Consider the following 26008-nt stretch of genomic DNA (forward strand, 5'->3'; position numbering starts at 1 on the left):
ATCGGGAGCTCAAATGGGCGGCGAATCAGGCTGATTCGAACATACCGCAACGATTCCGAGCCGTTCCGCAAAAAACGGGGCCGAAGACTCCGGCAATTGACGCCACGAGCTGATTTCCGCCCCGTGATGCAACGGAGCAACGGTAGTCTTGCGGATCACAAATCGGCAGGTCCGGCGCAAATAAGCCTGATATGTCTTGAATGTGCCGCTATCTTCGGCCATCTGGCCGTTAACGGTCCGATCGGGCTTGGGGACTATACAAGAGCGATGATGATCAAACACTTTCTGACGATATGCGCTGCCGCAACAGTCGCTGCGGCGGGAACCTCGCTCGCGCAGGCTCAGAGCTATCCGGTTCAGCAGGCACCGAGCTACGGCGCCCCGGCCGAATATCGGCCCGGCGACCGCACGCCGAATTTCGACGCGCTGGAAGATGACGACGACGCGATGCCGCAGGCATCGTTGCCGCCGCCCGGCCCGGCCGACGATCCGCGCTATGGCCGCCCGGTCGGCGCTCCCCCGGTCTACTCGACAGCGCCGCCGCAGGGTCCGGTGATGTCGCCGGATGATCCGCGTTATGGCCGCCCGACTGGGGCGCCGGTCTATTCGGCCGCCCCGTCGCAGGGCCCCGTGATGTCGCCCGACGATCCCCGCTACGGCCGCCCCGCCGGTCCGCCGCCGGTGATCTACGCCAATCGTCCGGGCCAGCAGGGGCAGGCTGCCGCCGGTGACGGCATGCGTCCGCCGGAGGCCGTTGGTGGTCCCGCCGCGACCGGAACGGTCCAGGCCGGACAGCCGCCCGTCGGCACCGATGGCCGGCCAATGACGATGGCCGCGCTGCCGCCCGAGGAGCAGCCCGATGCTGCGCCGGTGCAGTTGCCGCAAAACCTGCGCCGCCAGGAGGTCTCGTTCCAGACCAAGGAGCCGGCCGGCACGCTCGTGGTCGATACGCCCAACACCTATCTCTACTACGTGCTCGGAGGCGGCCGTGCGATCCGCTACGGCGTCCGCGTCGGCCGCGACGGCTTCACCTGGACCGGCGTGCAGAAGATCACCCGCAAGGCCGAGTGGCCGGATTGGCATCCGCCGACCGAGATGATCGAGCGCCAGCCCTATCTGCCGCGCTTCATGGCTGGCGGCCCCGGCAATCCGCTCGGCGCCCGCGCGATGTATCTCGGCTCGACCGTTTACCGCATCCACGGCACCAACCAGCCCTCGACGATCGGCAAGTTCGTCTCGTCCGGCTGCATCGGCATGCTGAACGAGGACGTCTCCGACCTGTTCGATCGCGTCAAGGTCGGCACCCGCGTGGTGGTGATGCCGGGTGGCCCGCCGCCGGGAACGGCGACGGCGTCCGCCGCGCCCGCGCCCGTTGCTGCCGGTCCGGCTCCGATGGCCGCCCAGGCCGGTCCGGTCCCCGGCACCCAGCCGACCGTGGTGCCGCCGCTGCCCGCGCCGGTCACCGTGCGCTAAGCGCCTCGAGAATATTCAGATTGCAAAAGGGCGTGCCATCGGCACGCCCCAGTTTTTTTAAGATCCGCGTCATTCAGGCGAGCTTGGTCATTCAGGCCAGCTTCCGTGGCAGCTCGCGGCCCCCGGTGAAGGCGTCGATCGCCTCGACCATCTGGCCGTAATGGATGCGCAGGCCGTCCTCGGTGGCGTAGCCGAGATGCGGCGTCAGCACGAGGTTGTCGAGGTTGCGGAAGGGGTGGTCGACCGGCAGCGGCTCGACCGAGAACACGTCGATGCCGGCGCCCGCGATCTTGCGCTGCTGCAACGCCTGGAGCAGCGCCTGCTCGTCCACGATCGGCCCGCGCGCGGTGTTGACGAGGAACGCCGTCGGCTTCATTCGCGCCAGATCGGCGGCGCCGACCAGCCCGCGCGAGCGCTCGCTCAGCACCACATGGATGGTGACGATGTCAGCCTTGGCGAACAACTCCTCCTTGGTGGCGTAGCCGACGCCGGCCGCCGCGCATTTCTCCGGCGTGAGGTTCGGGCTCCAGGCGATCACGTTCATGCCGAACGCCTTGGCGATCCCGGCCATCCTGCTGCCGAGCTTGCCGAGCCCGACGATGCCGAGCGTCATGCCCTCGATCTCGATGCCGGCGAAGGTCTGCCAGGGCTCGCCCGCATGCATGCGCGCGTTCTCGCGGCCGATGCCGCGGGTCAGCTCCAGGATCAGGCCCATGGTCAGCGGTGCCGTGGGATCGCGCGAATATTGCGTGCCTGCGACGGTGACGCCGCGCGCCTTGGCGGCGTCCATGTCGATCGCGGCATTGCGCATGCCTGACGTCAGCAGCAGCTTCAGCTTCGGCAAGCTCTCGAACAGGCTCTTCGGGAATGCCGTCCGCTCGCGCATTGCGCAGATGATCTCGAAATCGGCCAGCGCGCTGGCTGCGGCCTGTTCGGAGGCGAGGGGATGGCTGAACACGGTGACGTCGACGCGGTCGGACAGTTTCTGCCAGTCGGCGACGTCGAGCGCGAGGTTGAAATAGTCGTCGAGAATTGCACAGCGCAGCCGGCTCATCAGCGTTCATCCAGGGCCAGGGTTGATGGCGAGAGGTGAGGGCGCTGGGCGAGCGCCGTCGTCGGGACCAGACCATGGTTGCGCGCAATCAGGACGGCGCGCAAGCCGCTTGCGTCTTCAAAAGTCCGATAGGAAGGAGGCGCTCAGAGGTCGCGGGGCTTGAGGCGGAACGGCGCATCCATGCCGTGCTTGGCGCGCCAGGCGGGACCGGGGCCACGCATGTAGTGCAGTTCGGGCCGGTAGGGATTGAAGGCGGTGGCGAAGAAGCGCTTCCAGAATCCCATGACCTCCGAGACCAGCCCGGAGACGTGGCCGGCTTCTGCCGGAACAGGAAGTGAATTGGTCTCGATCAGAGCCATGATGCGGCCTCGCTGTGCTCCCGTTCGTTCTGAGCGGGTGGCGCTGTTTCCGCGCGAAACCGAGCTTTCGGCCTGATTTATTAAAAGATGGTTTCAATTGTCCGGATCGGTGGCCGGATGGTGTCCGTCCCGTATTCATCCGTGGTGAACGGACGGAAAACGTTGCCCTTTGGGGACGGGATCGCTACATCGCAGGCTAAGCAAATTTCCTCAAATCGAAGGTTTTCGGGACCGATGGCGCGCCAGTTCATCTATTTCATGCAGGGCCTGACCAAGAGCTACCCGACCCGGAAGGTGCTCGATAACATCCATCTGTCGTTCTACCCGGACGCCAAGATCGGCGTGCTCGGCGTCAACGGCTCGGGCAAGTCGACGCTGCTCAAGATCATGGCTGGCCTCGACAAGGAGTATAACGGCGAGGCCTGGGTCGCGCAGGGTGCCCGCGTCGGCTATCTCGAGCAGGAGCCGCATCTCGATCCGGCACTCAGCGCGCGCGAGAACGTCATGCTGGGCGTCGCCAAGCAGAAGGCGATCCTCGATCGCTACAATGAGCTGGCGATGAACTACTCCGAGGAAACCGCCGACGAGATGACCAAGCTGCAGGACGAGATCGAGGCCCAGGGCCTCTGGGATCTCGACAGCAAGGTCGACCAGGCCATGGACGCGCTGCGCTGCCCGCCCGACGATGCCGATGTCACCAAGCTCTCGGGCGGTGAGCGCCGCCGCGTCGCGCTGTGCAAGCTGCTGCTCGACCAGCCCGAACTGCTGCTGCTGGACGAACCGACCAACCATCTCGATGCCGAATCGGTGTCGTGGCTGGAAGGCCATCTGCGCAACTATCCCGGCGCCATCCTGATCGTCACCCACGATCGCTACTTCCTCGACAACGTCACGAGCTGGATCCTCGAGCTCGATCGCGGCAAGGGCATTCCCTACGAGGGAAACTACTCATCCTGGCTGGTGCAGAAGCAGAAGCGGCTGGAGCAGGAGGGACGCGAGGACGCAGCGCACCAGAAGACGCTCGCGCGCGAGCAGGAATGGGTCGCCTCGTCACCGAAGGCACGTCAGGCCAAATCCAAGGCGCGCTATCAGCGCTACGAAGACTTGCTCAAGCAGGCGAGTGAGAAGCAGACGCAGACCGCGCAGATCATCATTCCGGTTGCCGAGCGGCTCGGCGCCAACGTGGTCGACTTCGAGGGCCTCAGCAAAGGCTTCGGCGATCGCCTGCTGATCGACGATCTCACCTTCAAGCTGCCGCCCGGCGGCATCGTGGGCGTGATCGGCGCCAACGGCGCCGGCAAGACCACGCTGTTCAAGATGATCACCAAGCAGGACACGCCGGACAAGGGCACCATCACGGTCGGCGAGACCGTGCATCTCGGTTATGTCGACCAGTCCCGCGACGCGCTCGACGGCAACAAGAACGTGTGGGAGGAGATCTCCGGCGGCAACGAGCTGATCCTGCTCGGCAAGAAGGAAGTGAACTCGCGCGGCTACTGCTCGGCCTTCAACTTCAAGGGCGCCGACCAGCAGAAGAAGGTCGGTGCGCTCTCCGGCGGTGAGCGCAACCGCGTGCATCTCGCCAAGATGCTGAAGTCCGGCGCCAACGTCCTGCTGCTCGACGAGCCGACCAACGACCTCGACGTCGACACGCTGCGCGCGCTCGAAGAGGCGCTGGAGGATTTTGCCGGCTGCGCCGTCATCATCAGCCATGATCGCTGGTTCCTCGACCGCATCGCGACCCACATGCTGGCCTTCGAGGGCGACAGCCATGTCGAATGGTTCGAAGGCAACTTCCAGGACTACGAGAAGGACAAGATGCGCCGGCTCGGCCAGGACAGCATCATTCCGCACCGCGTGAAGTACAAGAAGCTGACGCGGTGATTTCGGCATGATGCGGCGGGCGCTCATTGCTGCGGTGATCGTTGTCACCTGCGGCTGGTCGTCCGCCCGCGCCGCCGACGCCGCCTTCACCCAGTTCATCGCCTCGCTGTGGCCGGAGGCGCAGGCCGCCGGCGTCTCGCGCAAGACGTTCGACGAGCAGACGCGCGGGCTCGATCCTGATTACAAGCTGCCGGATCTGATCCTGCCGGGACGGCCCGCGACTGGCGCGCCGTCGCAGGCCGAGTTCGTGCAGGTGCCGGCCGATTACGTCAAGGAAGCCTCGATCGCGCGGCTTGCGGGCGAGGGGCAGCGGCTGCTGCAGAAATATCGCGCTTCGCTGAGCGAGATCGAGAAGAAGTCCGGCGTGCCGGCAACCGTGATGCTCGCTATCTGGGGCCGCGAGACCGATTACGGCCGCTACACGCTGCCTTACGATCTCGTCCGCGTGCTGGCGACGCAGGCCTATGTCGGGCGACGCAAGGATCAATACCGCACCGAGTTCATCCTTGCGCTGAAGATCCTCGGCGAAGGCGTGGTGACGCGCAAGGACATGCGCTCGTCCTGGGCCGGCGCCACCGGGCTGACGCAGTTCCTGCCGTCCGAATATTACAAGCACGGCGTCGATTTCGACGGCGACGGCCGCGTCGACATCTGGCATTCGGTGCCGGATGCGCTGGCGTCCGCCGCGCAGCAGCTCGTCAACAAGGGTTGGCAGAGCGGCGTGCGCTGGGCCTACGAGGTGCAAGCGCCGGCCAAGGTCGATTGCACCACCGGCGTGCCCGAGGTGACGAAGCCGCTCGGCCAGTGGTTACGCGAAGGTTTTGTGCCGGTGCGCGGGCAAAAGCTGAGTGCCATCGAACAGGCGCAGCCGGCTTCGCTGCTCCAGCCGGAAGGCATCTATGGCCCCTCGTTCCTGACCACGAAGAACTACTTCGTCATCAAGGAATACAATTTCTCCGATCTCTATGTGCTGTTCGTCGGTCATCTCGGCGACCGCATGACGAGCCCGCTTCCGTTCGCAACGCCATGGGCGGCCTCGAAGCAAATGCGCACCAAAGATGTCGAGACCATGCAGCGTGGGCTTACGCGCGCCGGGCTCTACAAGGACAAGATCGACGGCAAGGCCGGCATGCAGACGCGCGCCGCGCTCGGTGCCTATCAGAAGTCGGCAGGCCTCAAGGTCGATTGCTGGCCGAGCGAAGAGGTGCTGCGCTCGATCCAGGCGGCGCGATAGCGCGCGACCAAAGAAAAAGCCCGGCCGATGGTCTCGGCCGGGCTTCGATCTCGGCGCTCATGAGCGCCGGTGCGATCAGATCAGTAGCAGACGCGAACCGGGCGAACGACCCAGCCGTAACCGTCCCAATAACGCTGACGCTGCCAATAGCAGGGCGGGGGCGGCGGGCCGGGCTCGGCGACGTAAACGGGGCCGCCATAGGCCGGACGGCTCGACGCGATGGCGCCGCCGACGATCGCGCCGCCAATCAGGCCGGCCGCAATGCCGGCGCCGATGCTGCCGTCATGCGCCTTGGCGGACGGAGCGGCAGTCACCAGCGAACCGGCGATCGTCGCAACCGTGAGGGCGGCAACAAGAGTCTTCTTCATGCTCAGGGCTCTCCTGGGAGATGGGTTCCTCTTGTTAGAGGCGCCCGGGTTTCAAAGGTTCACGCACACGCTGATGGAATTGGCCGTGCAGCTAGGAAGCGCGCAATTGGTCAACCCACGGTAAACGCACACGGAGCTGTGACGAGAAAAAGCGGTCTTTTTCGGGCCCGGAGATGAACGGCGCATCCGTAGCGAACCGGTCAGCCGAAGCAGTCGCGATGGACCGGTTCGAGTCGCCTCAGCCGCAGACTCTGACGCGGCGGACGCGCCAGGCATAGCCGTCCCAGAAGCGCTGCTTCTGCCAGACGCAGCCGCCGCCGTAATAGTCGTCAGAGACATAGCCCGGGCCCGGCGCATAGTAACGGGGCGGGTAATAGCCGGGTTCGTAATAGCCAGGGCCAGGTCCGTAATAATACGGAGAGGCCAGCGCGCCGCCGACAATGGCGCCGCCGATGATGCCGGCCGCCACGCCCGCCGCGACGCCGCGCTGTGCATGGGCCGGGGTTCCGGCCGCAACGGCCAGGGAGGCGACGGCGGCGACCGTCAGGAGCAACTTCTTCATCGGCTTGACCTTTCGTACGAACGCGGGAACCCTTTGGGAGCAGAGTTCCATACTTCGTTTGAATGATCAATGAACGGCACCTTGGTGGCGGGCGACCAATTGATATGGACCGCAGGCTCGGCCAGGAGGCGATGATGGGCAACGCGATGATCAATGCATTGATTGCTGCCGGGGTCGTGTCCGCGATCGGTTACGGCTGGATCACCCATCTCCAGAACCGCGGCCAGCGGCGCTCCCGCGCCGGGGCGGGTGGCGATGGCAGCAGCAGCGGCGACACCTATTCGGGCAGCAATAACGGCTTCTCGCTGGGAAGCTGGTTTTCCAGCGACAGTTCGGGGAGCTCGGCCGACGGCGGCAGCTGTTCCAGCAGCGACAGCGGCAGCAGTGGCGGCGATTGCGGAGGCGGCGGCGACGGCGGGGGAGGCGGTGGCGGCGATTAGATCCGCTCCAATCTTGATCCAGCGCAACGCTGAAATTTAGGACCGTTCTAGGCTGCTTTTGGGCCAGTTTGGAATAGCTTCAAATACCGCTTTTTCCTTTTGCATCCGGCCGGCCCGTTAAATATCGATGATGACGCATCACGAAGGGCCTACCGCTTCCATGATCGTTTGTTCCTGTAACGTGCTGAGCGATGACGACATCCGCGCCGCCGTCGCCGAGTCCGACGACGCCGTGCGCCATGCCAAGCAGGTCTATGGATGCCTCGGCTGCAGCGCCGAATGCGGTCGCTGCGCCCGGACGATCAAGACCATCATCGACGAAGCCCTCGGCCCCTGCGCCCAGTCCTGCTGTGCCGGCTGCCCGCACAACCACACTGTGGCTGCCAATGACGAGGCGGCCGAGCCCGCGCAGTTTGCCCTCGCGGCCTGCTGAAAGCCTTCGCCAGCTCGGCTGAGCTTTTCCCCCGGCTGCGCCGCCGTAGCCAGTTGCCCTCATTCGTAAACTGACTTAGAAGCATTCTAAATTCGGTTTCGGGCCGATTTGGACTGCAAGAGCTGGAGTGAACCATGCAGGGCGACGCAAAAGTCATCGACTATCTCAACAAGGCACTGCGTCACGAACTGACTGCGATCAACCAGTACTGGCTGCACTATCGCTTCCTCGACAATTGGGGCCTCCTCGACATGGCCAAGGTCTGGCGCAAGGAGTCCATCGAGGAGATGGAGCACGCCGACAAGCTCACCGCGCGCATCCTGTTCTTCGACGGCTTTCCGAACATGCAGGTGCTCGATCCCTTGCGCATCGGCCAGAACGTCAAGGAGATCATCGAGTGCGACCTCGCTGCCGAGATGAGTGCGCGTGCGCTCTACCAGGAAGCGGCGACCTACTGCCACGGCGTCAAGGACTACGTCACGCGTGACCTGTTCGAGAAGCTGATGAGCGACGAGGAGCACCACATCGACTTCCTCGAAACCCAGCTCGACCTGATCGGCCGCATCGGCCTCGAGCTCTACACCCAGAAGCACGTCGGTGGGCTCGAGGGCGAGGGGCATTAAGCTCCCGCCCTAGCCACGCACCCGGTGTCGTCCCTGCCTAGTGCGCAATTGCGCACGGGAGCAGGGACCCATACCGCGGAATCTATCGATCGTGGCCAGTAGCAATACCGAACCACGAGTCTTCGCCAAACGATGTCCTGCGGTTATCGCGACGAGCGCAAGCGCTCCTCGCGGAGGTCCCGGATCTGCGCTACGCTTGTCCGGGACGACACCGTGATTGTCGCCCCACCTACAACTGCGTCTTGTAGATCTCTTCCACGGTCTCCTGGCTCGCCGGTTCGCCGAGGCCAGTCTGGTCGTGAATGACCGTGACGATGCTGGGCATCACCGAGCGCTGCACTTTTTCGGGCGACCACAGCTTCGAGCGCATCAGCGCCTTGCCGCAATGGAAATAGACTTCGCTGACGGCGACGTTCAGCACCGCGCGCGGCGGTTTGCCAAACTCCACCATCGCGGCGAGCAGATCCGGATCGGCCGACAGCGTGCCGCGTCCGCCGACGCGTAGCGTCTCGTCGATGCCGGGCACGAAGAACAACAGATGCACGAAGCCCGAGCCTTCGACGACGTTGCGAAAACTGTCGATCCGGTTGTTGCCGGAGCGGTCAGGCATCAGCAATTGGTTGGGACCGGCGATGTGGACAAAGCCGGTGCCGCCGCCGCGTGGCGAGGCATCGACGCTGCCGTCCGCGCCCGACGTCGCGAGTACGCAGAACGGCGACATCTCGATGAACTTCTTCGCATGCGCATCGATCGCGGGACGCGCTTTCGCGATCACGCGCGGGCTCGGATTGGCATAGATGGTGGCGAGGTCTTCGGCGCAAAGATCGGTCAACGGCGGCCTCCGCTTCAGCTTGGCGGCAAGCTACCCGATCGGGCCGCCTCCGGCCAATGGAATCGATAAAGACGTTTTACACGGCATCCGCCGGCACGAAGCAGCTGATGATGATAGCGCCGCGGTGGCGAACGTACCACACCACGGCCTGGCCGACCGGATTGCCCCGGTCGCGGATAATGGCGCGCTCGGGCACCTCCATCCATTGTCCTTCGATCGGCACCCAATAAGCACCGCTGCGCACATCGTAGTCGGTGCGATGGCCGTCCGAAACGTCGCAGCAGGGCACGCCGTTCGGCGCGATCACGCTCTTGAACCAGGCGCGGATATCGGGCGGGATGTGGTCATATTGCCCGTTGTCGAATGCGAGTGCGGCGCTGGTCAGCGCCGCACTCGCGACCAGCCAAACGCACAGTGCGAGCCTGTGCATGCGATCCCTCCTCGTCGCGTCCCGCTATTCGCGCGCGAGTCTTGCTCGCGTCGATTCCATCGGTGACGCGATTAAGCCCGAGCTGTCAGCGCATTGCATGCCCAAATAATATGCGGCTCCGAAGTGCCGCACATGATGCGCTGCAAAATCAGCGGCGCGCCGATTCGATCGTTTGTTGCGGCGTGCTCTCCAGCAATTGCCGCACCTGCTCGCTGTAGAATTTCGCATTGCCGGTGGTGCCGTGGCCGCGCGTCTCGGCGCTTGCCGGGATCAGATGGAGGCGGCCGTTCTTGACCCGCTTCATGGCCGCGTCCGTGATGCCGGTCTCGGGCGGGTTGCGCTCGTCGTCGGCGGAATTGATCAGCAGCAGCGATGCTTCGATGGCTTCCAGCTTCTCGCCGGCATTATAGTCGTGCGAGGACTCCCACTGGTAGACGAAGTCGTTGGCATCTGCCGTGATCGGCGTCGCCAGCCGGTCGTCGACGATCTTGTCGGCCTTGGCCGCGGTTGGCGCCTGCGATTGGTAGGCCAGCGTGCCGCCGATGCTGGCGATGCCGTAGGCGGTGATGGCATATTTCATCATGCGCGGCTGGCTGGTGTAGTTGCCGCCATTGTAGTCCGGGTCGTTGCGGATGGTGTCGAGCATGATCCGCCGCAGCATCCAGTTGCGCGACGCCATCTCGGTCGGCTGCGAGGCCATCGGGATCAGTGCGTCCATGGCGTTCGGATATTTCTCGCCCCACAGCCAGGTGTGCATGCCGCCCATCGAATTGCCGATGACGAGCCGCAAATGCTTGACGCCGAGGCCTTCCGTCACCAGGCGATGCTGCGCCTCGACCATGTCATCGTAATCGTATTTCGGGAAGCTCGTCTTCATCCCGTCGGAGGGCTTCGACGATTTGCCATGACCGAGGCCGTCGGGAAGGATGATGTAATATTTGGAGGCGTCGAGGGGCTGCCCCGCGCCGAACAGCTCGCCGGCGAAGGCGGGTGACAGCATGCTTGCGCCGGATCCGCCGGTGCCGTGCAGCACCAGCACCGGTTGGCCCGAGGGCTCGCCGATTGTGGTGTAGTGCAGCTTCAGCTCCGCCATGGTCTCGCCGGTGTGGAAATTGAAATTCCTGGCGATCCAGTCGCCCTGCTTCGGTGCCGGATAATCGGCGGCCAGGACCGGCATTGAAAAGGACAGCAGGGCAGCCGACAGCGCGGCGCAGGAAGCCTTCATGTTTCTCTCCCCATTGCGGCTCATGGTCGGCGGCCGCGTTGCGGTGGAACTTAGCAGAAATGCACGGAAGGATGTAGGATTTCGGCTCCGCCGATCGTCTTCAAGGAAACATCCGGAAGAGGCCCCTGCATGTGCCGCAACATCAAGACGCTGTTCAACTTCGAGCCGCCGGCGACGGAGGATGAGATCCACGCCAGTGCGCTCCAGTTCGTGCGAAAACTGTCCGGCTTCAACAAGCCGTCGCAGGCCAACGAGGCGGCGTTCGACCGCGCAGTAGCCGAGGTCTCCGAGGCTGCGCGAAATCTCCTGACCTCGCTGCACACCCACGCGCCGGCGCGGGACCGTGAGGTCGAGGCGGAAAGGGCCAGGGAGCGCTCGCGGCTGCGCTTCGGTTAGAGCATGATCCGGAAAAGTGCGATGACGATTCATCTAATCGCATCGCGCTTTAGAGGGCGCGGCCAAAGCGTTCCGTGATCTGGCTCACGGTACGGGGCGCCTCACTTTGCAATGATGTCCGCCGGGGTTTTGTCAGCCCGGAGCACGATCATGAGCCGCCCCCTTCTTCCCTTGAAAGCAGGTGCCATCGTCTTCACGCTGCTATGGACCGCGTGGATGATGTGGTGGAGCGGCTCATTCTCGAGCGCCAACGTGATCATCCTGGCCCTTTGCGGCGCGGCGGTCGGCTATCTCTGGTATCGCGCCATGCGTTGGCAGTTCGAGCGCATGGGCATGCTGCCGCACAAGGATGACGCTTCCGGCGCGTCTTGATTTGGCTCGTGTCCCGGACGCGGTGCGGCGCGAAGTGCCGCTCCGCAGAGCCGGGACCCAGTCATCGTCCCCGCAGCTCCCGGTGATATGGGCCCCGGCTCAGCAGCGCAACACTGCGTGCTGCGCTGGGTCCGGGGCACCGGCATCGCTAGTCCCGGTACTTCTTCTTTTTCTTCTTCTTCCTGTGCTCGTCGCCTTCGCCGTCGTCGCTCTCGTGGTCGACGATGGCCTCATCGGGCTCCTGCACGGCGGCCTCCAGCGCTTCGCGCTCGGCGGCGTCGCGCTCGCGTTGGCGGCGGCGCTCGTCCCAGGCGTCGAACAGTTGCTCAAGCCACGGCAGCACCTGTTCGATCGAGGGCAATTGACCGGCAGGCCCAGCCTCGCCGCGCGGGCCTTGCGGCCCCGCCGGCCCCTGCGGTCCGGCAGGTCCCTGCGCGCCGGCGGCCCCACGCGGGCCAGCCTCGCCCTGCTTGCCTTGCGGACCGGGCCTGCCCTGAGGTCCCGCCTTTCCGATCGGCCCCGGCTTGCCTTGCGGACCCGGCTTGCCGCGCGCGCCGTCGGGACCGCGCCGGCCGGGATGACCCTGCGGTCCCGGCCGTCCCGGCTCGCCCTGCCGTCCGCGCGGCCCTTGAGATCCCTGCCGTTTCTGTTCGTCTGCCACGCCGCTGCTCCCTTGACCGGAAGCAAGCTACTTAGCGGCGTTTGACGACAGCAGCAATTCCGCCGGGACAGCTCACCACGCTTGATCAACATCAATCGGCCGCACGCGGCGCTGACAGCCTCGGTCGTGATGATCGCGCTTGCGGTCATCATCGGCGGATTGATTCAGCGGCGCGTCCTCGGACGCTAATCCTGATAGGCGGGCACGTCGATGCCGGACGCCGCGTAGATCCTGATCTTGTTGCGCAGCGTGCGCACCGACAGGCCGAGCACGCGCGAGGCGCGGGTGCGGTTGCCGTCGCAGCGCGCCAGCGTCTGAAGCACGAGCTCGCGCTCGACCTCGTCGACGGTTGCGCCGATCAGAAGCGGAACGATCTGGTTAGGGGCAAGGAATTGCGCGCCCGACTCGGACGCAGCGACATGAACAGTGGTCATCAACACACCTCCCGATCAACGCCCGCTGCCATCTTTGGAAGCGGATCGAGAACCAACGACCCCCAAGCCGTAGATGTACGGTGGGCGGGTTTGGTTAATGAAAGGTTAATCGCGGACGAACGCACCAATTGACCCCAGGAATGCCGCTAAGCCGCCGCGATTGGCGCCAGATGCATCGTGATGCGGGACTATCTCTTCCACACATACGGTGTCATCGTCCGGTCCAGTGGCGCAATTGCCTACAAGGCGGACGATGATCCCGTGCGTGGCGAAAGTGAGTCGCCCCTCACACCGTCCGGTAGCCGCCGTCCACCATCACGATCGTTCCCGTGACATAGGCCGACAGATCCGACGCGAGGAAGATCGCGGGCCCGACGATATCTTCGGGCTTGCCGGTGCGCGCCAGCGGGGTGTGGTCGACGAAGGCCTGCACCAGCGCCGGATTGGTCGCGCGCACATTGGCGTTGATGTTGGTCTCGATGAAGCCCGGCCCGATCGCGTTGACGCGCACACCTTCCTTGCCGAGCTCGACCGCGAGCGCCTTGGTGAAGCCGAGCACGCCGTGTTTCGACGTCGTGTAGGCCGCCGAGCTCGGCGTGCGCAGATGCACGAAGGACTGGATCGAGCCGATATTGACGATGCGGCCTTTGCTTGCGCGCAGGGGGGCGAGGAAGGCCTGCGTCATGTTGAAGACGCCGTTGAGGTTGAGCGAGATGATGTCGTTCCAGTCCTTCGCCACCGTCTCAGTCTCCGCGGTGAAGGCGTTGCGGCGGGTGATGCCGGCATTGTTGACGAGGATCGAGACCTGCCCGACCTTGTCGGCGACCTGCTTAGCGAGCGCAAAGCAGTCGTCGCGCCGGGTCACGTCGAGCGCAAAACTCTCGGCCTTGCCGCCCGCTTTGCGGATCTCCTGGGCGGCCTCCGCGACGGTGTCGGCATTGACGTCGAGCAGCACCACTTGCGCGCCCTCGCAGGCGTAGCCCGCCGCGATGGCCCGGCCGATACCGGAGCCGGCGCCGGTGATGACGGCGATGTGGTTTGCGAGCAATGCCATGACATTTTCCTCCCGATTTCGTTTCGAAGTTTCACGAAACGCTAACTCGAAATTAAGGGGTCGGAAACGGCAGCCTTGGCATACTGATCTTCATTGCTAAACGTTGCGCGCATGATGGAACGCCTCGATTCCTGGAAACTCGCCCTCGAACGCCTGCGGTCGGCGCATTCGGCCGATTGGGCCGAGGCGGGCCGGCTCGTGGCCGAGATCGCGCGGATGAGCGTCGATGCCACTCTGCGCCAGGCCGCCGAGCAGGCGCTTCCGGTGCTGCGCCAGGCGGTCGACAATGACGATCACGGCGTCACGCTGGCGGCCCAGCGCCGCATCGGCGTCGTTCTCGAAGTCGTTCATGATCTGACCGCGCCGCGCTTCGGCCGTCGCAACGGCATGCCGAAACAGCTGTCCAGCGAGGATCGCGCCCGCAAGATGCTCGGCCTGCCGCTCGCGGTGCAGCTCACCTGCGAGGACATCAACCAGGCCTATCGCCGCGCCGCCAAGGGCATGCATCCCGACCACGGCGGCAGCACGCAAGCCTTCATCGACCTCGCCGCCGCGCGCGACGTCCTGATCCATCCCGGCGCGCACAAGGACGCGTGAGAGGGCCTGCCTCTGCTTGCGCAGGTCTCGTAGGGTGGGCAAAGGCGCATCGCGCCGTGCCCACCATTTGCCCGTCGTTGAAAGGCGTGGGCACGGCGCGCGAAGTGCGCGCCTTTACCCACCCTACGGCATCTCGGAAATAGAAAGCGGGCAAGGACGCATGGTCCTTGCCCGCTCTTCGTCCGCCGATCGAATCTTACCAGGTGCACTGACCGTTCTTCAGCGCGGCATCCTTCACCGCGAGGGCGTCGATGAAGGTCGGCACGGTTGCGCTGGCGCGATGATAGCCGGCCGGCCACGGCGTGGTCGGGATGCTCTCGTCCCAGATCTGGCACAGGCCCGTGTCCTGCCAGCGGATCAGGTGATAGCTGGCTTCCGCTGGGCTCGCCGCGACGAAGGCGGTGACGGCAAGACCGGCGGCAGCGCACAGCACGGAAATACGACGCATGATCAGCTCCTCAAATGAATGATGTGATGTGCCTCCCGGCAATGACGGGGAGGGCTGGTGCGGGACGTCTTGGGGATGCGCCCCGGACAAGATGTGAGTAGTTCCGCAGGCCGGTCAGGTTCAAAGCGCGCGGGCGGGAAATGGATGATTTCGGCCGGAAAACGCGCGGGTCCCGCAAAAAGAAGAAGGCGGATCGCTCGCGCGACCCGCCCTCCAAATCCGGTCCGTTGCAAAAGCTCAGAGCGTGCAGCGGCGCTCGGCGCGCAGCTTGATCTGGACGTCGGAAGCGGCCTGGAAGGTCGGGAGCGGCTTGCTGACGACCTTGTAGGTCGACACCCCAATTTGAAGTGGCTTGTACTTCAGGTCCTCGTTCCAGACCTGGCAGATGCCGGTGTTGTCCCAGCGGATCACGTAATAGCCGACCGCCGCCGAGGCCGGCACGGCAAAGACGGAGGTGGCGATGCCGGCAACGGCACAGAGGGCGAGAACGCGACGCATGAAATATCTCCTTGTGGGGAAGTGGGGCGCAAAAATTCGTGCGGTAAAAGCAGGTCCTTTGCAAGCCGGGGAGCTGCCGTTCACGGACATGTCAGCTGTTCCCCAAGCATTTGGTTCGGCCGCGTGCCCGGCAAGCCACACGCTCCGTGGCTCACTTCGCCAGCGAGGCCACCGCCTCGATCTCGATCAGCATCCTCGGGTCGGGCAGGGCCTGCACCACGCAGGTGGTACGGGCCGGATAGGGCGGCGGGCCGAAGGCGCCGGCATAGAGCGCGTTCATGGCGGCGACGTCGGAGGCGCGGGTCAAGAGCACGTTGACCTTGACGAGGTCGCGGACACCGGCGCCGGCCTCGTCCAGCACGCGCTTGATGTTGACGACGACATTGGCGAACTGCGCCTCGAAACCGTCGGGCAGCGCACCATTGGCATCGAAGCCCGGAATGCCCGAGACGAACAGGAGATCGCCGACGCGCGTCGCAAACGACAGCGGCGGCGCCTTCACGTGTGGCGGGGGCGCGAAATGCTGGATCGGCATGGCATCACCTCGAATGTAGGAACGGGCGCGTAGCCCGCATGCGCGTAGCGACATGCGGGAGACTTGCAATCGGGTTGCGGAGACGGGCAAGAACAAAAACGCGAAAACAACCCCATGCACAGTAGAGATCATGTGGAGATCATTGAGTTTCTATAATTCGGTAAAGGAGAGTCACTCAAGTTGCTCCGTCGGGCAAAGCAAGGGCAGAATGGGATGGTGGCGATGCGCGACCTTGTGCCCGAACCTCCGTCGTCATGCCCCGGCTTTGACCGGGGCATCCAGTACGCCGCGGCCTCTCGGCTCAATCACCGCCGCCTCTGGAATACTGGATCGCCCGGTTGAACCGGGCGATGACGGTTGAGTGCGACGCTGCACCTTGCGTCTCAGGGCAGCCCCATCATTTTGCCGCCCCGATCGATCGGATAGATTCGCTGCGTCTGATTCGAATCCCTCCTTGAAAAATAGCCCCCGGAGACACCCATGAAGATCGCATCCACCATCCGCGCCGCGCTGGTCGCCATTGCCGCCCTGGCCGGGCTCTCGACCTCGGCGATGGCCGACGGCGGCACCGTGGTGCTGACGATCTACAAGGCGGGCTGGATCATCGGCGGCTCCGGCGGTTCCGGCGTGCTCAACTTCCGCGGCCGCTCCTATGGGCTGTCCACCGGCGGGCTCGACTACGGTCTCGTCTTCGGCGGTTCCAAGACGGTGCTGCGCGGCCGCGTCTCCAACATCAACCGTCCCTCCGATGTCGCCGGCGTTTACGGCGCCGCCGGTGCCGGCCTTGCCGTCGGCCGCGGCGCCCGCGCCATCGTGCTCACCAACCAGAAGGGCGCCGTGCTGGAGCTGACAGGCACGCAGGTGGGATTGATGGCGAATGCGGATCTCAGCGGCCTCGCGATCACGATGCGGTAGGGGCGGTTGCGTAGGGTGGGTTAGCCCCTTGGCGTAACCCACCACGTCTGTCACCGCGGAAAGAGAAGAGGTGGGTTACGCGCATCGGCCTGCGCTTCGCGCAGCCGCTGCGCTAACCCACCCTACGATTTTCCGATCGCCGCATGGACCCGCTCGCAATGCGCGACGAGATTCTCGTGCGCATCGACGAACGCCTTCAGCGGCGTCGGGATCGGAAAATAATAGATGTTGGCGATGAAGCCGTAGATGCCGGCATCGATGCTCGTTGGCGCCGCGCCGTGCACGAAGCCCGCGGCGGGCACGATCTCCGCCAGCACCTGCAAATCGGCGAGCCCCCGCGCGTAAGCCTGCTCCGGCGTGTAGCGGCCGATGCCCTGGTAATGATAGCGCTGCGCATTATACGCCTTCGCCTTCTCGAACCCTTCCGCATTGATCTGCGGATGCTGCGCAATGAAGCCGTCGCGGAACGCCGGATAGAAGCGCTCGTCCTTCCAGCGCGAATACGACATCACCCAATAGAGATCGTCGAGCATGCGCGTGACGAGGAGATTGGTGCGGCGCTGCTCCGGTGAAAGTCCGGCATCGATGGTGAGACGATATTTCGCGATCGCATGCGCGATGATGGTCTCGCTGTCACCGATGCTCTCGCCGTCGTCGACGACGTAAGGCAGCTGCCCGCGCGGTGCGGCCGAGGCGTCGAAGATATGCTCGTGCACGAACTCCAGGCCTGCGAGCTTCAGGAAGGCGTAGACCTTCAGACCGTAGCCATTGTTATCGGCGACGCCGAACAGTTGCGGGTAGGAATAGAGGGTCAGCATGGGCGGCTCCCTTCCACCCGGAGTCGTATCGCCGCAGTGACACGCTTGCAACAGTCCGGCGCCTTGTGGGCGGTGTCGTTCGATCGGAGGACGCGAAATATCGCCCGTTCGCAGTATGGATTCGGCCTGAAATTATTGCGCCAGGGCCCGCCATGCGATGTTCATCGACCCGCCGAAACATGCCGGCATTGTCTTGCGGCGGTGCGCTTCTGGTCGGGCTCGCCTTCGCAGCACCGGCACGGGCTGCGGACCTCGCGGCAAAGCCGTTCACCAAGGCGCCGCCGGTCGCGGTCTCGTCGTGGACCGGCTTCTATGCCGGCCTCGGCCTCGGCTTCCGATCGACCGCCGCCGACCTCACCACCACATCGGTGCTGGAGGACGGCGTTCCCCGTGACATCAGCGATGCCGTCGTCAGTCAGCCGTTCGACGGCCCGGGTCTTCGCCTCAATCCCTATGCCGGCTTCAATTGGCAGGTGGCACCGAGCTGGGTCCTCGGCGTCGAGGGCGATGCGGGTTTTGGTCGCCAGACCACCATCCTCCAGGGGTTTCGCGCCTCGCCGCGCGCCGGCTCGTCTACCTTCCTCGTCGACAGCCTCGCGCTCGAGGCCGGCTGGGATGCGAGCCTGCGCGGCCGCGCCGGCTACCTGCTGACGCCCGCGACAATGGCCTATGTGACGGGCGGACTTGCCTGGCAGCAATTCGACGTCACCTCGGTCTGTGTCGGCGCCACCTGCAACAATGCGCTGCCCGCCGTGGTCTCAAACTCCGCCACCAGGACCGGGTGGACGCTCGGCGGTGGCCTCGAGACCGCGCTATGGGGCAATTGGCTGCTGCGCGCCGACTATCGCTACGCCGATTTCGGAACCACGCCGCTCGCCCTCGCGCGCACGAGAAGCGGCGCGGGGCCCACGCTGACGGTCGACAATTTCGATACCAGGCTGCGGACCCACACGGCGAGCGTCGGCCTCGCCTACAAGTTCGGCGCTCCCGTCACCGGTGGCGGTTCGCATCCGCTGCAGGCGCAGGCCGCCATGCTGCCGTCCTGGACTGGTGCGTATCTCGGCCTTGGCCTCGGTGCGCGCGCCATGCGCACCGACCTGACCGCGACGTCGGAGACGATCGGCGGCTCTGCGTTCGACCTCGCCAAGCGCGCCAACAACCGCCCGATGGACAACACCGCGTTTCGCGCCAGCCCCTATGCGGGCTATCTCTGGCAACTCGCCCCGCAATGGACCGCCGGCGTTGAGGGCGACGTCGGCTTCGCCGACCGCACCACCATGCGCGAAGGTTTTACCAGCATCCATCTCGCCGACTCCCAGGCACCGGGCGAGAGCCTTTCGATCCGCAGCCGCTGGGACGCATCCTTGCGCGCGCGCGCCGGCTATCTCGTCAACCCCCACACCATGCTCTATGCCACCGTCGGCGCTGCGTGGCAGAACTTCGAATTGACCTCGACCTGCACCAGCCGCAATTGCAGCGGCTTCTTCGCGCTGTCGTCGCCGATCATCAATTCGTCGACCACGAAGATGGGCTGGACGCTCGGCGGCGGCCTGGAGACGGTCGTGTGGGGCAATTGGCTCGCGCGCGCCGAATACCGCTATGCCGACTACGGCAGCGCCGGTTTCACCGTCGCACGGTCGAGCGGCCGACCCGAGTTCGACCCGTCCGTCAACACCTACGACGTCGCGATGCGGACGCATCTGGCGACGTTCGCCATGACGTATCGATTTCAGTGAGGCGGCGCGAAGCGATCGTAGGGTCGGTTAGCCGAGCGGCTGCGCTTCGCGCAGCCCGGGGCTAATCCACCCTACGGCTGTGATGCAGCCCTAAACACCGCAAGCTGCGCATCGAACGCCCGCCGGAACGCCGGCCGCGCTTCACCGCGCGCGACATAGGCGGCGATCTCAGGATATTCGTCGAGCAGGCCAGATGTGTTCAGCCGCCGCAGCACCGTCACCATCATGAGATCGCCGGCGCTGAAGGCGTCGTCGAGCCAGTCGGCATCACTAATGTGGCGGGACAGTTCGCCGAGCCTGACACGGACGCGATCCTGCAAGCCGGGCAGCCGCTCCGCGTACCAGCTCCTGTCGCGCTCGAACAGCATGGCCATGGTGAGCTCGACGATCGGCGGCTCCACCGTGCTCAGCGCGGCGAACATCCAGGCGATCGTGCGGGCGCGGGCATTGGCGTCCTTCGGCAGCAAGCCATCATGGCGCTCGGCGATATGCAGCACGATCGCGCCCGTCTCGAACAGAGTGAGATCGCCGTCCTCATAGGTCGGGATCTGCCCGAACGGATGCCGCGCGCGATGCGCCGGCTCTTTCATTTCTTTGAACGAGACAAGGTGAACGTCGTAAGGTCGCCCGACTTCCTCGAACGCCCAGCGAACCCGCATGTCGCGCGCCTGTCCCCGGCCGCGGTCGGGGGAGTTTTCGAAGGCGGTGATGGTGGGGGGCATCTGGGACTCCATGTGGGTCGCGCTTGTGGCCAGAGGACGATTGGGCCGCGCGGATTCCGACAACGGTTCGATCTTTCCACGCGTGTAGCCAAACCAACGGTGTCGTCCCGGCGAACGCCGGGACCCATACCGCGTGATTTACCTGTGGCGGTTGGTCCCCGTACCGAGGCGACCAGTCTTCGCCAAACCCCTCCCTGTGGTTATGGGTCCCGGCGTTCGCCGGGACGACGGCGGAGTGTGACGCACCGTTGTCAGCCCACCTGACCAATCCACGCCGCCAATTCCCGCCAAGGCTCCAGCGTCCAATGCCCGGACGCCGCACCCGACGGCGACGGCAGCACGAACACTTCCGGCAGGCTCTCATCGCGCGTCTGCCGCCCCAGCGCAATCGCAGCTGACGGCCTGCCATAAAACAAGCTCGCCGCCTTCTTGCTCGTGAACGCAATCGTCCGCGGCCGATACGTCTCCATCTTCGCCCTGAAGCCTGATACGTCGATCGTCTCCGCCGCGATCTGGTGATCCATCCCCGCGCCCGTCTTGGAGAGGTCGGTGAAGCCGATCCCGAGCGCGATCAGCGCAGCGAACTCGCCCGGCTGATACCGCCGCGGCGCGATCCCGGCCTCATGGATGGCGCGCCAGAAGCGGTTGCCGGGATGGGCGTAATAGTGCCCGAGTTCGGCCGAGCGAGTCGAGGCGGCGGTGCCGACGAAGACGAGGCGGAGATTGGGACGGAGCTGGTCGGGTAGGCAGTGGAGATCAGGTTGCTGCAAATCAGCCGTCCGCAGAGATTGCGTAAAGGTCGTTTCGTTGCTCAGGCCAGCGACGCGACATGCGGGGCAACGGATTGACTCCCGCATGTCGCCTCGTGTCTGCGAGCTACGCTTACCATCCTACGTTTTTGCCGTGATTTCGAATATCCCGCGTTCAACTTCATCGAAGAAGGTTTGACATTCGTCTATTGCATCGAGAAGCAGCTTCTTTGCTTGATTAAATTGGATGGTAATTCGGGGAATATTGACCACTGCGGTCCGGAATCCCGCGACGGATGTTCGATTTTCGATAACGGTGTTCAGCATCATTTCTGCGACGTTCAAAAAGGTAGCGAGTTCGCTCCTGTATTGCTCCGATCCCTGGCTCTCCCTTTGAAGGCCAGCGAGCGCGACGATGGAGTTTGCAAACAAATTGAAACTGCCGCGCGCGGTCTTGGCTTCCTGATCTAGAGCGATCGCCTTGGATTTCAAAAACTCAGCAAAATGATTTATGAAAGACCTCTTTTCGGCGGACGAAGCATTGGAAATCAGCCGATTTTCAATTGCTGCAACTTGTTTGTCTGTCTCAGTTGCAATTTCCTGCATCAGTTCGGTAATCCGAGTGATTGATTTTCCAGTCGACTCGATCGCATTCTCCGCCTCCGCAGCTCGATCTAAGATGCCAAAATCATCGATGGCGACCGCGCTTTCAGTTGCGGAGGGGGTGTCTTTCGGAGAAGTGTCGGAGTTCTTGGGAGTCGCCTGCGGAGTAGAGGCGACGTATCCGTTTGATCTCAAGTACTCTTGAATTGGTCTTTGAATGTTGACTCGAACTTCCCTTTGAAGTTCATCGTCATTCTTGAACAGTTTGTATAGGATTCCCCTGGGCTCAAGTTGTTTTCTGAACTCGGTGAGCTTGCTGAACTCATCTATGGAGATGCTGGAGACGCTCTCGATGCGATCCCTGAAATAGACCTGTACACGGTATAACCCCATCGGGTTACTGGTGTTCGCGATGGCGTGCTCAATCTCTTCTACAGTTCCAGAGCGATGCTTCTCAGTTGGCGTTCCGAGCCGTGTGGCAAGTAAAGCAATTAGGATGTCATATTCGCGGAGGATCTGCTGACTAACGACCTCCTGAACCTCAGATCCGATTCCTGGCGTCGCGTATTCTTCCCATCCCACTCCTCTGATCGATATTCCTTGAGATTCAAGGGTTCTGTTGAGTTCGTGAATAACGTCGAAGACTGCTCGTCGAGTGTCGTATAGCTCAGCAGGGGAGGCAACAACGATGCGAAATTCTAACACTTGACGGGGCATCAATGTGATCCGAGCGTTTGAAATGTGGTCTGGATAGCTCAACGGCTCTTGTTTTGGGTAAGTGAATAACTTTCTATCAAGGGTAGCATCAAAGACGGTACTACTTGCAAAAAAAAACCGGGCTTCGCCCGGTTTTTTCAATTGCTCCAGCAATTGAGCCGAAGCCCCCTCACAACACCCGATTACTCTCCTTCACCTTCTCCGCATCCAGATAAACGCTTGAGCCCATCTCCTTGAACTTCGCGCTCATCTTGGCCATGCCGTCCTCGGCGGTGCCGGCCATCGACATGCCCACCGAGTTCGGATCGTTCAGCGTCGCCGCGTAATCCCGCACGTCCTGGGTGATCTTCATCGAGCAGAACTTTGGTCCGCACATCGAGCAGAAATGCGCGACCTTGTGGGCTTCCTTCGGCAGGGTCTCGTCGTGGAAATTCTTGGCCGTATCAGGGTCGAGGCCGAGATTGAACTGGTCGCTCCAGCGGAAGTCGAACCTCGCGCGGGAGAGGGCGTCGTCACGCAGTTGGGCGGCGGGGTGGCCCTTGGCGAGATCGCTGGCGTGGGCGGCGATCTTGTAGGTAATGACGCCCACCTTGACGTCGTTGCGATCGGGCAGGCCGAGATGCTCCTTCGGCGTGACGTAGCAGAGCATGGCGCAGCCGAACCAGCCGATCATGGCGGCGCCGATGCCCGAGGTGATGTGGTCATAGCCCGGCGCGATGTCGGTGGTCAGCGGTCCAAGCGTGTAGAACGGCGCTTCGCCGCATTCCTTGAGCTGCTTGTCCATGTTGATCTTGATCTTGTGCATCGGCACGTGGCCGGGGCCTTCGATCATGACCTGGCAGCCCTTGTCCCACGCGATCTTGGTGAGCTCGCCGAGCGTCTCCAGCTCCGCGAACTGGGCGCGGTCGTTGGCGTCGGCGATCGAGCCGGGACGCAGGCCGTCGCCGAGCGAGAACGAGACGTCATACTTGCGCATGAGGTCGCAGATCTCGTCGAAATGCGTGTAGAGGAAGCTCTCCTTGTGATGCGCCAGGCACCACTTCGCCATGATCGAGCCGCCTCTGGAGACGATGCCGGTGACGCGGCTGGCGGTGAGGTGGATGTATTGCAGGCGCACGCCGGCGTGGATGGTGAAATAGTCGACGCCCTGCTCGCACTGCTCGATCAGCGTGTCCTTGTAGAGCTCCCAGGTCAGCGCCACCGGATCGCCGTTGCACTTCTCCAGCGCCTGATAAATGGGAACGGTGCCGATCGGCACCGGCGAGTTGCGCAGGATCCATTCACGGGTGGTGTGGATGTTGCGGCCCGTCGAGAGGTCCATCACGGTGTCGGCGCCCCAGCGGATCGCCCACACCATCTTCTCGACCTCTTCCTCGACGGAAGACGTCACCGCCGAGTTGCCGATATTGGCGTTGATCTTGGTGAGGAAGTTGCGGCCGATGATCATCGGCTCGAGCTCGGAATGGTTGATGTTGGAGGGGATGATGGCGCGGCCGCGCGCGATCTCGTCGCGGACGAACTCCGGGGTGATGAAGGCGGGCACCGCCGCGCCGAAGCTCTCGCCGTCGGCGAGGGCTGCTTCCGCGCGCTCAAGCTGCTGCTTGCGGCCGAGGTTTTCGCGGGCGGCGACGTAGATCATCTCCTTGGTGATGATGCCGGCGCGGGCGAATTCGAGCTGGGTGATCTTGTGGCCGTCGAGGCCGCGCAGCGGCTGGTGATAGGCCGAGAAGGCGCGCGCGGCGTTGTCGGTGGAGACGCTGCCATTGTCCTCCGGCTTGATCTGCCGGCCCTGATATTCCTCGACGCCGCCGCGCTCCAGCACCCATTGCTTGCGGCTGCGGGCGAGGCCGGCGTTGACGTCGATGGTTACGGACGGATCGGTGTAGGGGCCGGAGGTGTCGTAGACCGGCAGGTTCGGCTCGCCCGCGCCTTCGGAGAGGATGATCTCGCGCAAGGGCACGCGCAGATCGGGCGCGGCGTCGGGCGAGGCGAAGATTTTTCGCGAGGAGGGAAGGGGGCCGGTGGTGACGGCGGGGACGGTTTTGTCGGGGTTGGAGCGGATGTTCATGGGATCCTCCTAATTCAGTTCGTTGGCGTCGCTGCGCGAGAGAAAAATTCCGCTGTCATCCCCGCCTAGTGCGCAATTGCGCACGGGAGCGGGGAGCCAGTATTCCAGAGGCGGAGCGGCTAGAACCGAGAAGCCGCGGCGTACTGGATCGCCCGGTCAAGCCGGGCGATGACAGCTGAGTGTAGGATGAGAGCGGAGCGCACATCACGCAGCCTCCGTGGACAGGCCGAGCCACTGGCGCACGCGGGCATCGGGGTCGGCGTTTTGCGTGACGTCAGACACCACCGCGATCGAATCCGCGCCCGCCGCAAAGATCTCCGCGGCTTGCTCGAACTTGATGCCGCCGATTGCGACAAGCGGGATGTTGCCGATGCGCTTCTTCCATTCGGTGATCTTCGGAATGCCCTGCGGCTCGAAGCGCATCGATTTGAGCGTGGTGAAGAAGATCGGGCCGAGCGCGACGTAGTCGGGCTTTGCCGCGAGTGCGGTTTCGAGCTCGGCATCGTCATGGGTGGAGACGCCGAGCGAGAGGCCGGCCTCGCGGATGGACTTGAGGTCGGCTTCGGCAAGGTCCTCCTGGCCGAGATGCAGATATTTCGCGCCGGCGACGACGGCGGCGCGCCAATAGTCGTTCACGACCAGCCTGGCTTGCGTGTCCTTGGTGATTGCCAGCGCGTCGGTGACGATCTGCAGCGCGTCGGCGTCGTTGAGCTCTTTCGCGCGCAGCTGGATGGTGCCGACGCCGAGCTTTGTCAGCCGCTCGACCCATTTGAGGCTGTCGACGACGGGATAAAATCGATCAGGATACGGCATGCCAGAACGGAGTCCCAACGACAGGGGTGGAGGGGGAAGCGAAGTCGCGCGCGTTCATCAGCCCGGCCTCGTAAGCGGTGCGGCCGGCATCACAGCCGAGACGGAAGGCGTTCGCCATCGCGACGGGGTCGGCGGCTTTGGCGATCGCGGTGTTGAGCAGCACGGCGTCATAGCCGAGCTCCAGCGCCTGCGCGGCGTGGCTGGGAGCGCCCAAGCCGGCGTCGACCACCAGCGTGATGTCGGGCAGGCGCTCGCGCATCAGCCTCAAGGCGTCGCGATTGGTGATGCCCTTCGCGCTGCCGATCGGAGCTGCCCACGGCATCACCACCTTGCAGCCGGCGTCGACCAGGCGATTCGCGACCGAGAGATCCTCGGTGCAATAGGGGAACACTTCAAAGCCGTCCTTGATCAGGATGGTGGCGGCTTCGAAGAGGCCCACGACATCGGGCTGCAGCGTGTCGTTGTCGGCGATGACCTCGAGCTTGATCCAGCTCGTGCCGAACAATTCACGGGCGAGCTTTGCCGTGGTTACGGCCTCGCGCACGCTGCGGCAGCCGGCGGTGTTCGGCAGCACGGTGACGTCGAGCTCGCGGATCAGATTCCAGAACGCGTCCCCAGTCTTGCCGCCGGCGGATTCGCGCCGCAGCGACACTGTGACAATGTTCGAGCCGGAGGCGCGGATCGCGGACTGCATGATCGCAGGCGAGGGGTAGAGCGCGCTGCCGATCAGCAGGCGGGAGGCGAAGGATTTGCCGTAGAAGGTCACCATGTGGAAGGTGTCTCCTTGAATGACGTTGTCAGCCCAGATGTAGCTGTCATCCCCGCGAAGGCGGGGATCCAGTACGCCGCGGCGGTGCGGCTGGAACCATAAAGTCGCGGCGTACTGGATCGCTCGGTCTTGCTTTCTAAGACGCGCTCCGCGCTTTCGCCGGGCGATGACAGTGATGACAGTAGA

The 26008-nt window shown here is 64.1% G+C and carries 31 protein-coding genes; 11 read left to right on the forward strand and 20 right to left on the reverse strand.

Translation table 11 applies throughout. The features are described from left to right. Positions 1-270 precede the first annotated feature (270 nt). Positions 271-1473 carry a L,D-transpeptidase gene (locus RAD10_RS12395; protein ID WP_461617894.1) on the forward strand — a complete coding sequence of 401 codons (1203 nt, stop codon included), beginning with the start codon at positions 271-273 and terminating at the stop codon, positions 1471-1473. 91 nt (positions 1474-1564) lie between these two features. On the opposite strand, the gene RAD10_RS12400 is transcribed toward RAD10_RS12395, so the two are convergent. Further along, entirely contained in the window at positions 1565-2527 is a 963-nt protein-coding gene (locus tag RAD10_RS12400) for a D-2-hydroxyacid dehydrogenase family protein (RefSeq protein ID WP_461617697.1), read from the reverse strand. Positions 2528-2670: 143 nt separating this feature from the next. Continuing rightward, positions 2671-2886, reverse strand: coding sequence for a hypothetical protein (locus RAD10_RS12405; protein WP_104464444.1), 216 nt, complete (start codon positions 2884-2886; stop codon positions 2671-2673). A gap of 234 nt (positions 2887-3120) precedes the next feature. On the opposite strand from RAD10_RS12405, the gene ettA reads away from it, so the two are divergent. Further along, on the forward strand, positions 3121-4770 hold the full coding sequence (gene ettA / locus RAD10_RS12410) for an energy-dependent translational throttle protein EttA (RefSeq protein WP_091966139.1): 1650 nt from the start codon (positions 3121-3123) through the stop codon (positions 4768-4770). Between the two features lie 7 nt (positions 4771-4777). Continuing rightward, positions 4778-6004 (forward strand): lytic murein transglycosylase, encoded by a 1227-nt coding sequence (locus RAD10_RS12415; RefSeq protein WP_461617698.1) that lies wholly within the window; start codon positions 4778-4780, stop codon positions 6002-6004. Positions 6005-6084: 80 nt separating this feature from the next. Here the strand turns inward: RAD10_RS12415 and RAD10_RS12420 are convergent, their stop codons facing one another. Together RAD10_RS12420 and RAD10_RS12425 are read right to left on the reverse strand one after the other, a co-directional pair. After that, positions 6085-6372 carry a hypothetical protein gene (locus RAD10_RS12420; protein WP_018318597.1) on the reverse strand — a complete coding sequence of 96 codons (288 nt, stop codon included), beginning with the start codon at positions 6370-6372 and terminating at the stop codon, positions 6085-6087. Between the two features lie 238 nt (positions 6373-6610). After that, positions 6611-6934 carry a hypothetical protein gene (locus tag RAD10_RS12425; protein ID WP_028145601.1) on the reverse strand — a complete coding sequence of 108 codons (324 nt, stop codon included), beginning with the start codon at positions 6932-6934 and terminating at the stop codon, positions 6611-6613. A 131-nt stretch (positions 6935-7065) separates the two neighbouring features. Between RAD10_RS12425 and RAD10_RS12430 the strand changes: the two genes are divergently transcribed. From RAD10_RS12430 to bfr, 3 genes are all read left to right on the forward strand, one after another. Continuing rightward, positions 7066-7374 (forward strand): hypothetical protein, encoded by a 309-nt coding sequence (locus RAD10_RS12430; RefSeq protein ID WP_461617895.1) that lies wholly within the window; start codon positions 7066-7068, stop codon positions 7372-7374. Positions 7375-7534: 160 nt separating this feature from the next. Continuing rightward, positions 7535-7807 (forward strand): (2Fe-2S)-binding protein, encoded by a 273-nt coding sequence (locus RAD10_RS12435; protein WP_018318601.1) that lies wholly within the window; start codon positions 7535-7537, stop codon positions 7805-7807. Between the two features lie 134 nt (positions 7808-7941). Then, positions 7942-8430 carry a bacterioferritin gene (gene bfr, locus RAD10_RS12440; RefSeq protein WP_011089420.1) on the forward strand — a complete coding sequence of 163 codons (489 nt, stop codon included), beginning with the start codon at positions 7942-7944 and terminating at the stop codon, positions 8428-8430. Between the two features lie 229 nt (positions 8431-8659). On the opposite strand, the gene RAD10_RS12445 is transcribed toward bfr, so the two are convergent. The 3 genes from RAD10_RS12445 to RAD10_RS12455 all read right to left on the reverse strand — a co-directional run bounded on the left by RAD10_RS12445 (position 8660) and on the right by RAD10_RS12455 (position 10917). After that, complete coding sequence (locus tag RAD10_RS12445) at positions 8660-9262, reverse strand: MSMEG_1061 family FMN-dependent PPOX-type flavoprotein (protein WP_461617699.1); 603 nt, start codon at positions 9260-9262, stop codon at positions 8660-8662. Positions 9263-9338: 76 nt separating this feature from the next. Then, positions 9339-9692, reverse strand: coding sequence for a hypothetical protein (locus tag RAD10_RS12450; protein ID WP_461617700.1), 354 nt, complete (start codon positions 9690-9692; stop codon positions 9339-9341). A gap of 148 nt (positions 9693-9840) precedes the next feature. After that, positions 9841-10917: an alpha/beta fold hydrolase gene (locus RAD10_RS12455; RefSeq protein WP_461617701.1), complete on the reverse strand. Its 1077-nt coding sequence runs from the start codon at positions 10915-10917 to the stop codon at positions 9841-9843. Between the two features lie 129 nt (positions 10918-11046). Between RAD10_RS12455 and RAD10_RS12460 the strand changes: the two genes are divergently transcribed. Together RAD10_RS12460 and RAD10_RS12465 are read left to right on the forward strand one after the other, a co-directional pair. Continuing rightward, the gene (locus RAD10_RS12460) at positions 11047-11313 is read left to right on the forward strand and encodes a DUF2277 domain-containing protein (RefSeq protein ID WP_104465653.1); all 267 of its coding nucleotides are present in this window, start codon (positions 11047-11049) and stop codon (positions 11311-11313) included. A 150-nt stretch (positions 11314-11463) separates the two neighbouring features. After that, complete coding sequence (locus RAD10_RS12465; protein WP_104465654.1) at positions 11464-11685, forward strand: hypothetical protein; 222 nt, start codon at positions 11464-11466, stop codon at positions 11683-11685. 148 nt (positions 11686-11833) lie between these two features. On the opposite strand, the gene RAD10_RS12470 is transcribed toward RAD10_RS12465, so the two are convergent. The 3 genes from RAD10_RS12470 to RAD10_RS12480 form a co-directional block, all read right to left on the reverse strand. Next, a complete protein-coding gene (locus RAD10_RS12470) occupies positions 11834-12346 on the reverse strand; it encodes a collagen-like protein (protein ID WP_461617702.1) in 513 nt (170 codons plus the stop codon). A gap of 185 nt (positions 12347-12531) precedes the next feature. After that, the gene (locus RAD10_RS12475) at positions 12532-12780 is read right to left on the reverse strand and encodes a helix-turn-helix domain-containing protein (RefSeq protein WP_028145592.1); all 249 of its coding nucleotides are present in this window, start codon (positions 12778-12780) and stop codon (positions 12532-12534) included. 286 nt (positions 12781-13066) lie between these two features. After that, the gene (locus RAD10_RS12480) at positions 13067-13834 is read right to left on the reverse strand and encodes an SDR family NAD(P)-dependent oxidoreductase (RefSeq protein ID WP_461617703.1); all 768 of its coding nucleotides are present in this window, start codon (positions 13832-13834) and stop codon (positions 13067-13069) included. Between the two features lie 111 nt (positions 13835-13945). On the opposite strand from RAD10_RS12480, the gene RAD10_RS12485 reads away from it, so the two are divergent. Continuing rightward, on the forward strand, positions 13946-14431 hold the full coding sequence (locus RAD10_RS12485) for a J domain-containing protein (RefSeq protein ID WP_461617704.1): 486 nt from the start codon (positions 13946-13948) through the stop codon (positions 14429-14431). Between the two features lie 196 nt (positions 14432-14627). Here RAD10_RS12485 and RAD10_RS12490 read toward each other — a convergent pair whose 3' ends face one another. From RAD10_RS12490 to RAD10_RS12500, 3 genes are all read right to left on the reverse strand, one after another. Continuing rightward, positions 14628-14879 (reverse strand): hypothetical protein, encoded by a 252-nt coding sequence (locus RAD10_RS12490; protein ID WP_038947729.1) that lies wholly within the window; start codon positions 14877-14879, stop codon positions 14628-14630. A 237-nt stretch (positions 14880-15116) separates the two neighbouring features. Further along, positions 15117-15377, reverse strand: coding sequence for a hypothetical protein (locus RAD10_RS12495; protein ID WP_461617705.1), 261 nt, complete (start codon positions 15375-15377; stop codon positions 15117-15119). A gap of 151 nt (positions 15378-15528) precedes the next feature. Next, complete coding sequence (locus RAD10_RS12500) at positions 15529-15912, reverse strand: RidA family protein (protein ID WP_183260661.1); 384 nt, start codon at positions 15910-15912, stop codon at positions 15529-15531. Positions 15913-16392: 480 nt separating this feature from the next. Here RAD10_RS12500 and RAD10_RS12505 point away from each other — a divergent pair, with 480 nt between their 5' ends. Further along, positions 16393-16827, forward strand: coding sequence for a hypothetical protein (locus RAD10_RS12505; protein WP_461617706.1), 435 nt, complete (start codon positions 16393-16395; stop codon positions 16825-16827). Positions 16828-16949: 122 nt separating this feature from the next. On the opposite strand, the gene RAD10_RS12510 is transcribed toward RAD10_RS12505, so the two are convergent. Next, positions 16950-17645 (reverse strand): glutathione S-transferase family protein, encoded by a 696-nt coding sequence (locus RAD10_RS12510; protein ID WP_461617707.1) that lies wholly within the window; start codon positions 17643-17645, stop codon positions 16950-16952. A gap of 179 nt (positions 17646-17824) precedes the next feature. On the opposite strand from RAD10_RS12510, the gene RAD10_RS12515 reads away from it, so the two are divergent. After that, positions 17825-19381 carry an outer membrane protein gene (locus tag RAD10_RS12515; protein ID WP_461617708.1) on the forward strand — a complete coding sequence of 519 codons (1557 nt, stop codon included), beginning with the start codon at positions 17825-17827 and terminating at the stop codon, positions 19379-19381. A gap of 71 nt (positions 19382-19452) precedes the next feature. Here the strand turns inward: RAD10_RS12515 and RAD10_RS12520 are convergent, their stop codons facing one another. From RAD10_RS12520 to RAD10_RS12545, 6 genes are all read right to left on the reverse strand, one after another. Continuing rightward, positions 19453-20103, reverse strand: coding sequence for a glutathione S-transferase family protein (locus RAD10_RS12520; protein WP_461617709.1), 651 nt, complete (start codon positions 20101-20103; stop codon positions 19453-19455). Positions 20104-20354: 251 nt separating this feature from the next. After that, the gene (locus RAD10_RS12525) at positions 20355-20873 is read right to left on the reverse strand and encodes a mismatch-specific DNA-glycosylase (RefSeq protein WP_461617710.1); all 519 of its coding nucleotides are present in this window, start codon (positions 20871-20873) and stop codon (positions 20355-20357) included. Between the two features lie 120 nt (positions 20874-20993). Continuing rightward, the gene (locus tag RAD10_RS12530) at positions 20994-22325 is read right to left on the reverse strand and encodes a hypothetical protein (RefSeq protein WP_461617711.1); all 1332 of its coding nucleotides are present in this window, start codon (positions 22323-22325) and stop codon (positions 20994-20996) included. A 16-nt stretch (positions 22326-22341) separates the two neighbouring features. After that, positions 22342-24240, reverse strand: coding sequence for a phosphomethylpyrimidine synthase ThiC (thiC, locus tag RAD10_RS12535; RefSeq protein WP_461617712.1), 1899 nt, complete (start codon positions 24238-24240; stop codon positions 22342-22344). 204 nt (positions 24241-24444) lie between these two features. Continuing rightward, positions 24445-25053: a thiamine phosphate synthase gene (locus RAD10_RS12540; RefSeq protein WP_461617713.1), complete on the reverse strand. Its 609-nt coding sequence runs from the start codon at positions 25051-25053 to the stop codon at positions 24445-24447. Then, complete coding sequence (locus RAD10_RS12545; protein ID WP_461617714.1) at positions 25040-25822, reverse strand: thiazole synthase; 783 nt, start codon at positions 25820-25822, stop codon at positions 25040-25042. The genes RAD10_RS12540 and RAD10_RS12545 overlap by 14 nt, the downstream gene beginning before the upstream one ends. Between the last annotated feature and the right edge of the window lie 186 nt (positions 25823-26008).

The sequence above is a fragment of the Bradyrhizobium sp. 23AC genome (assembly GCF_054863025.1).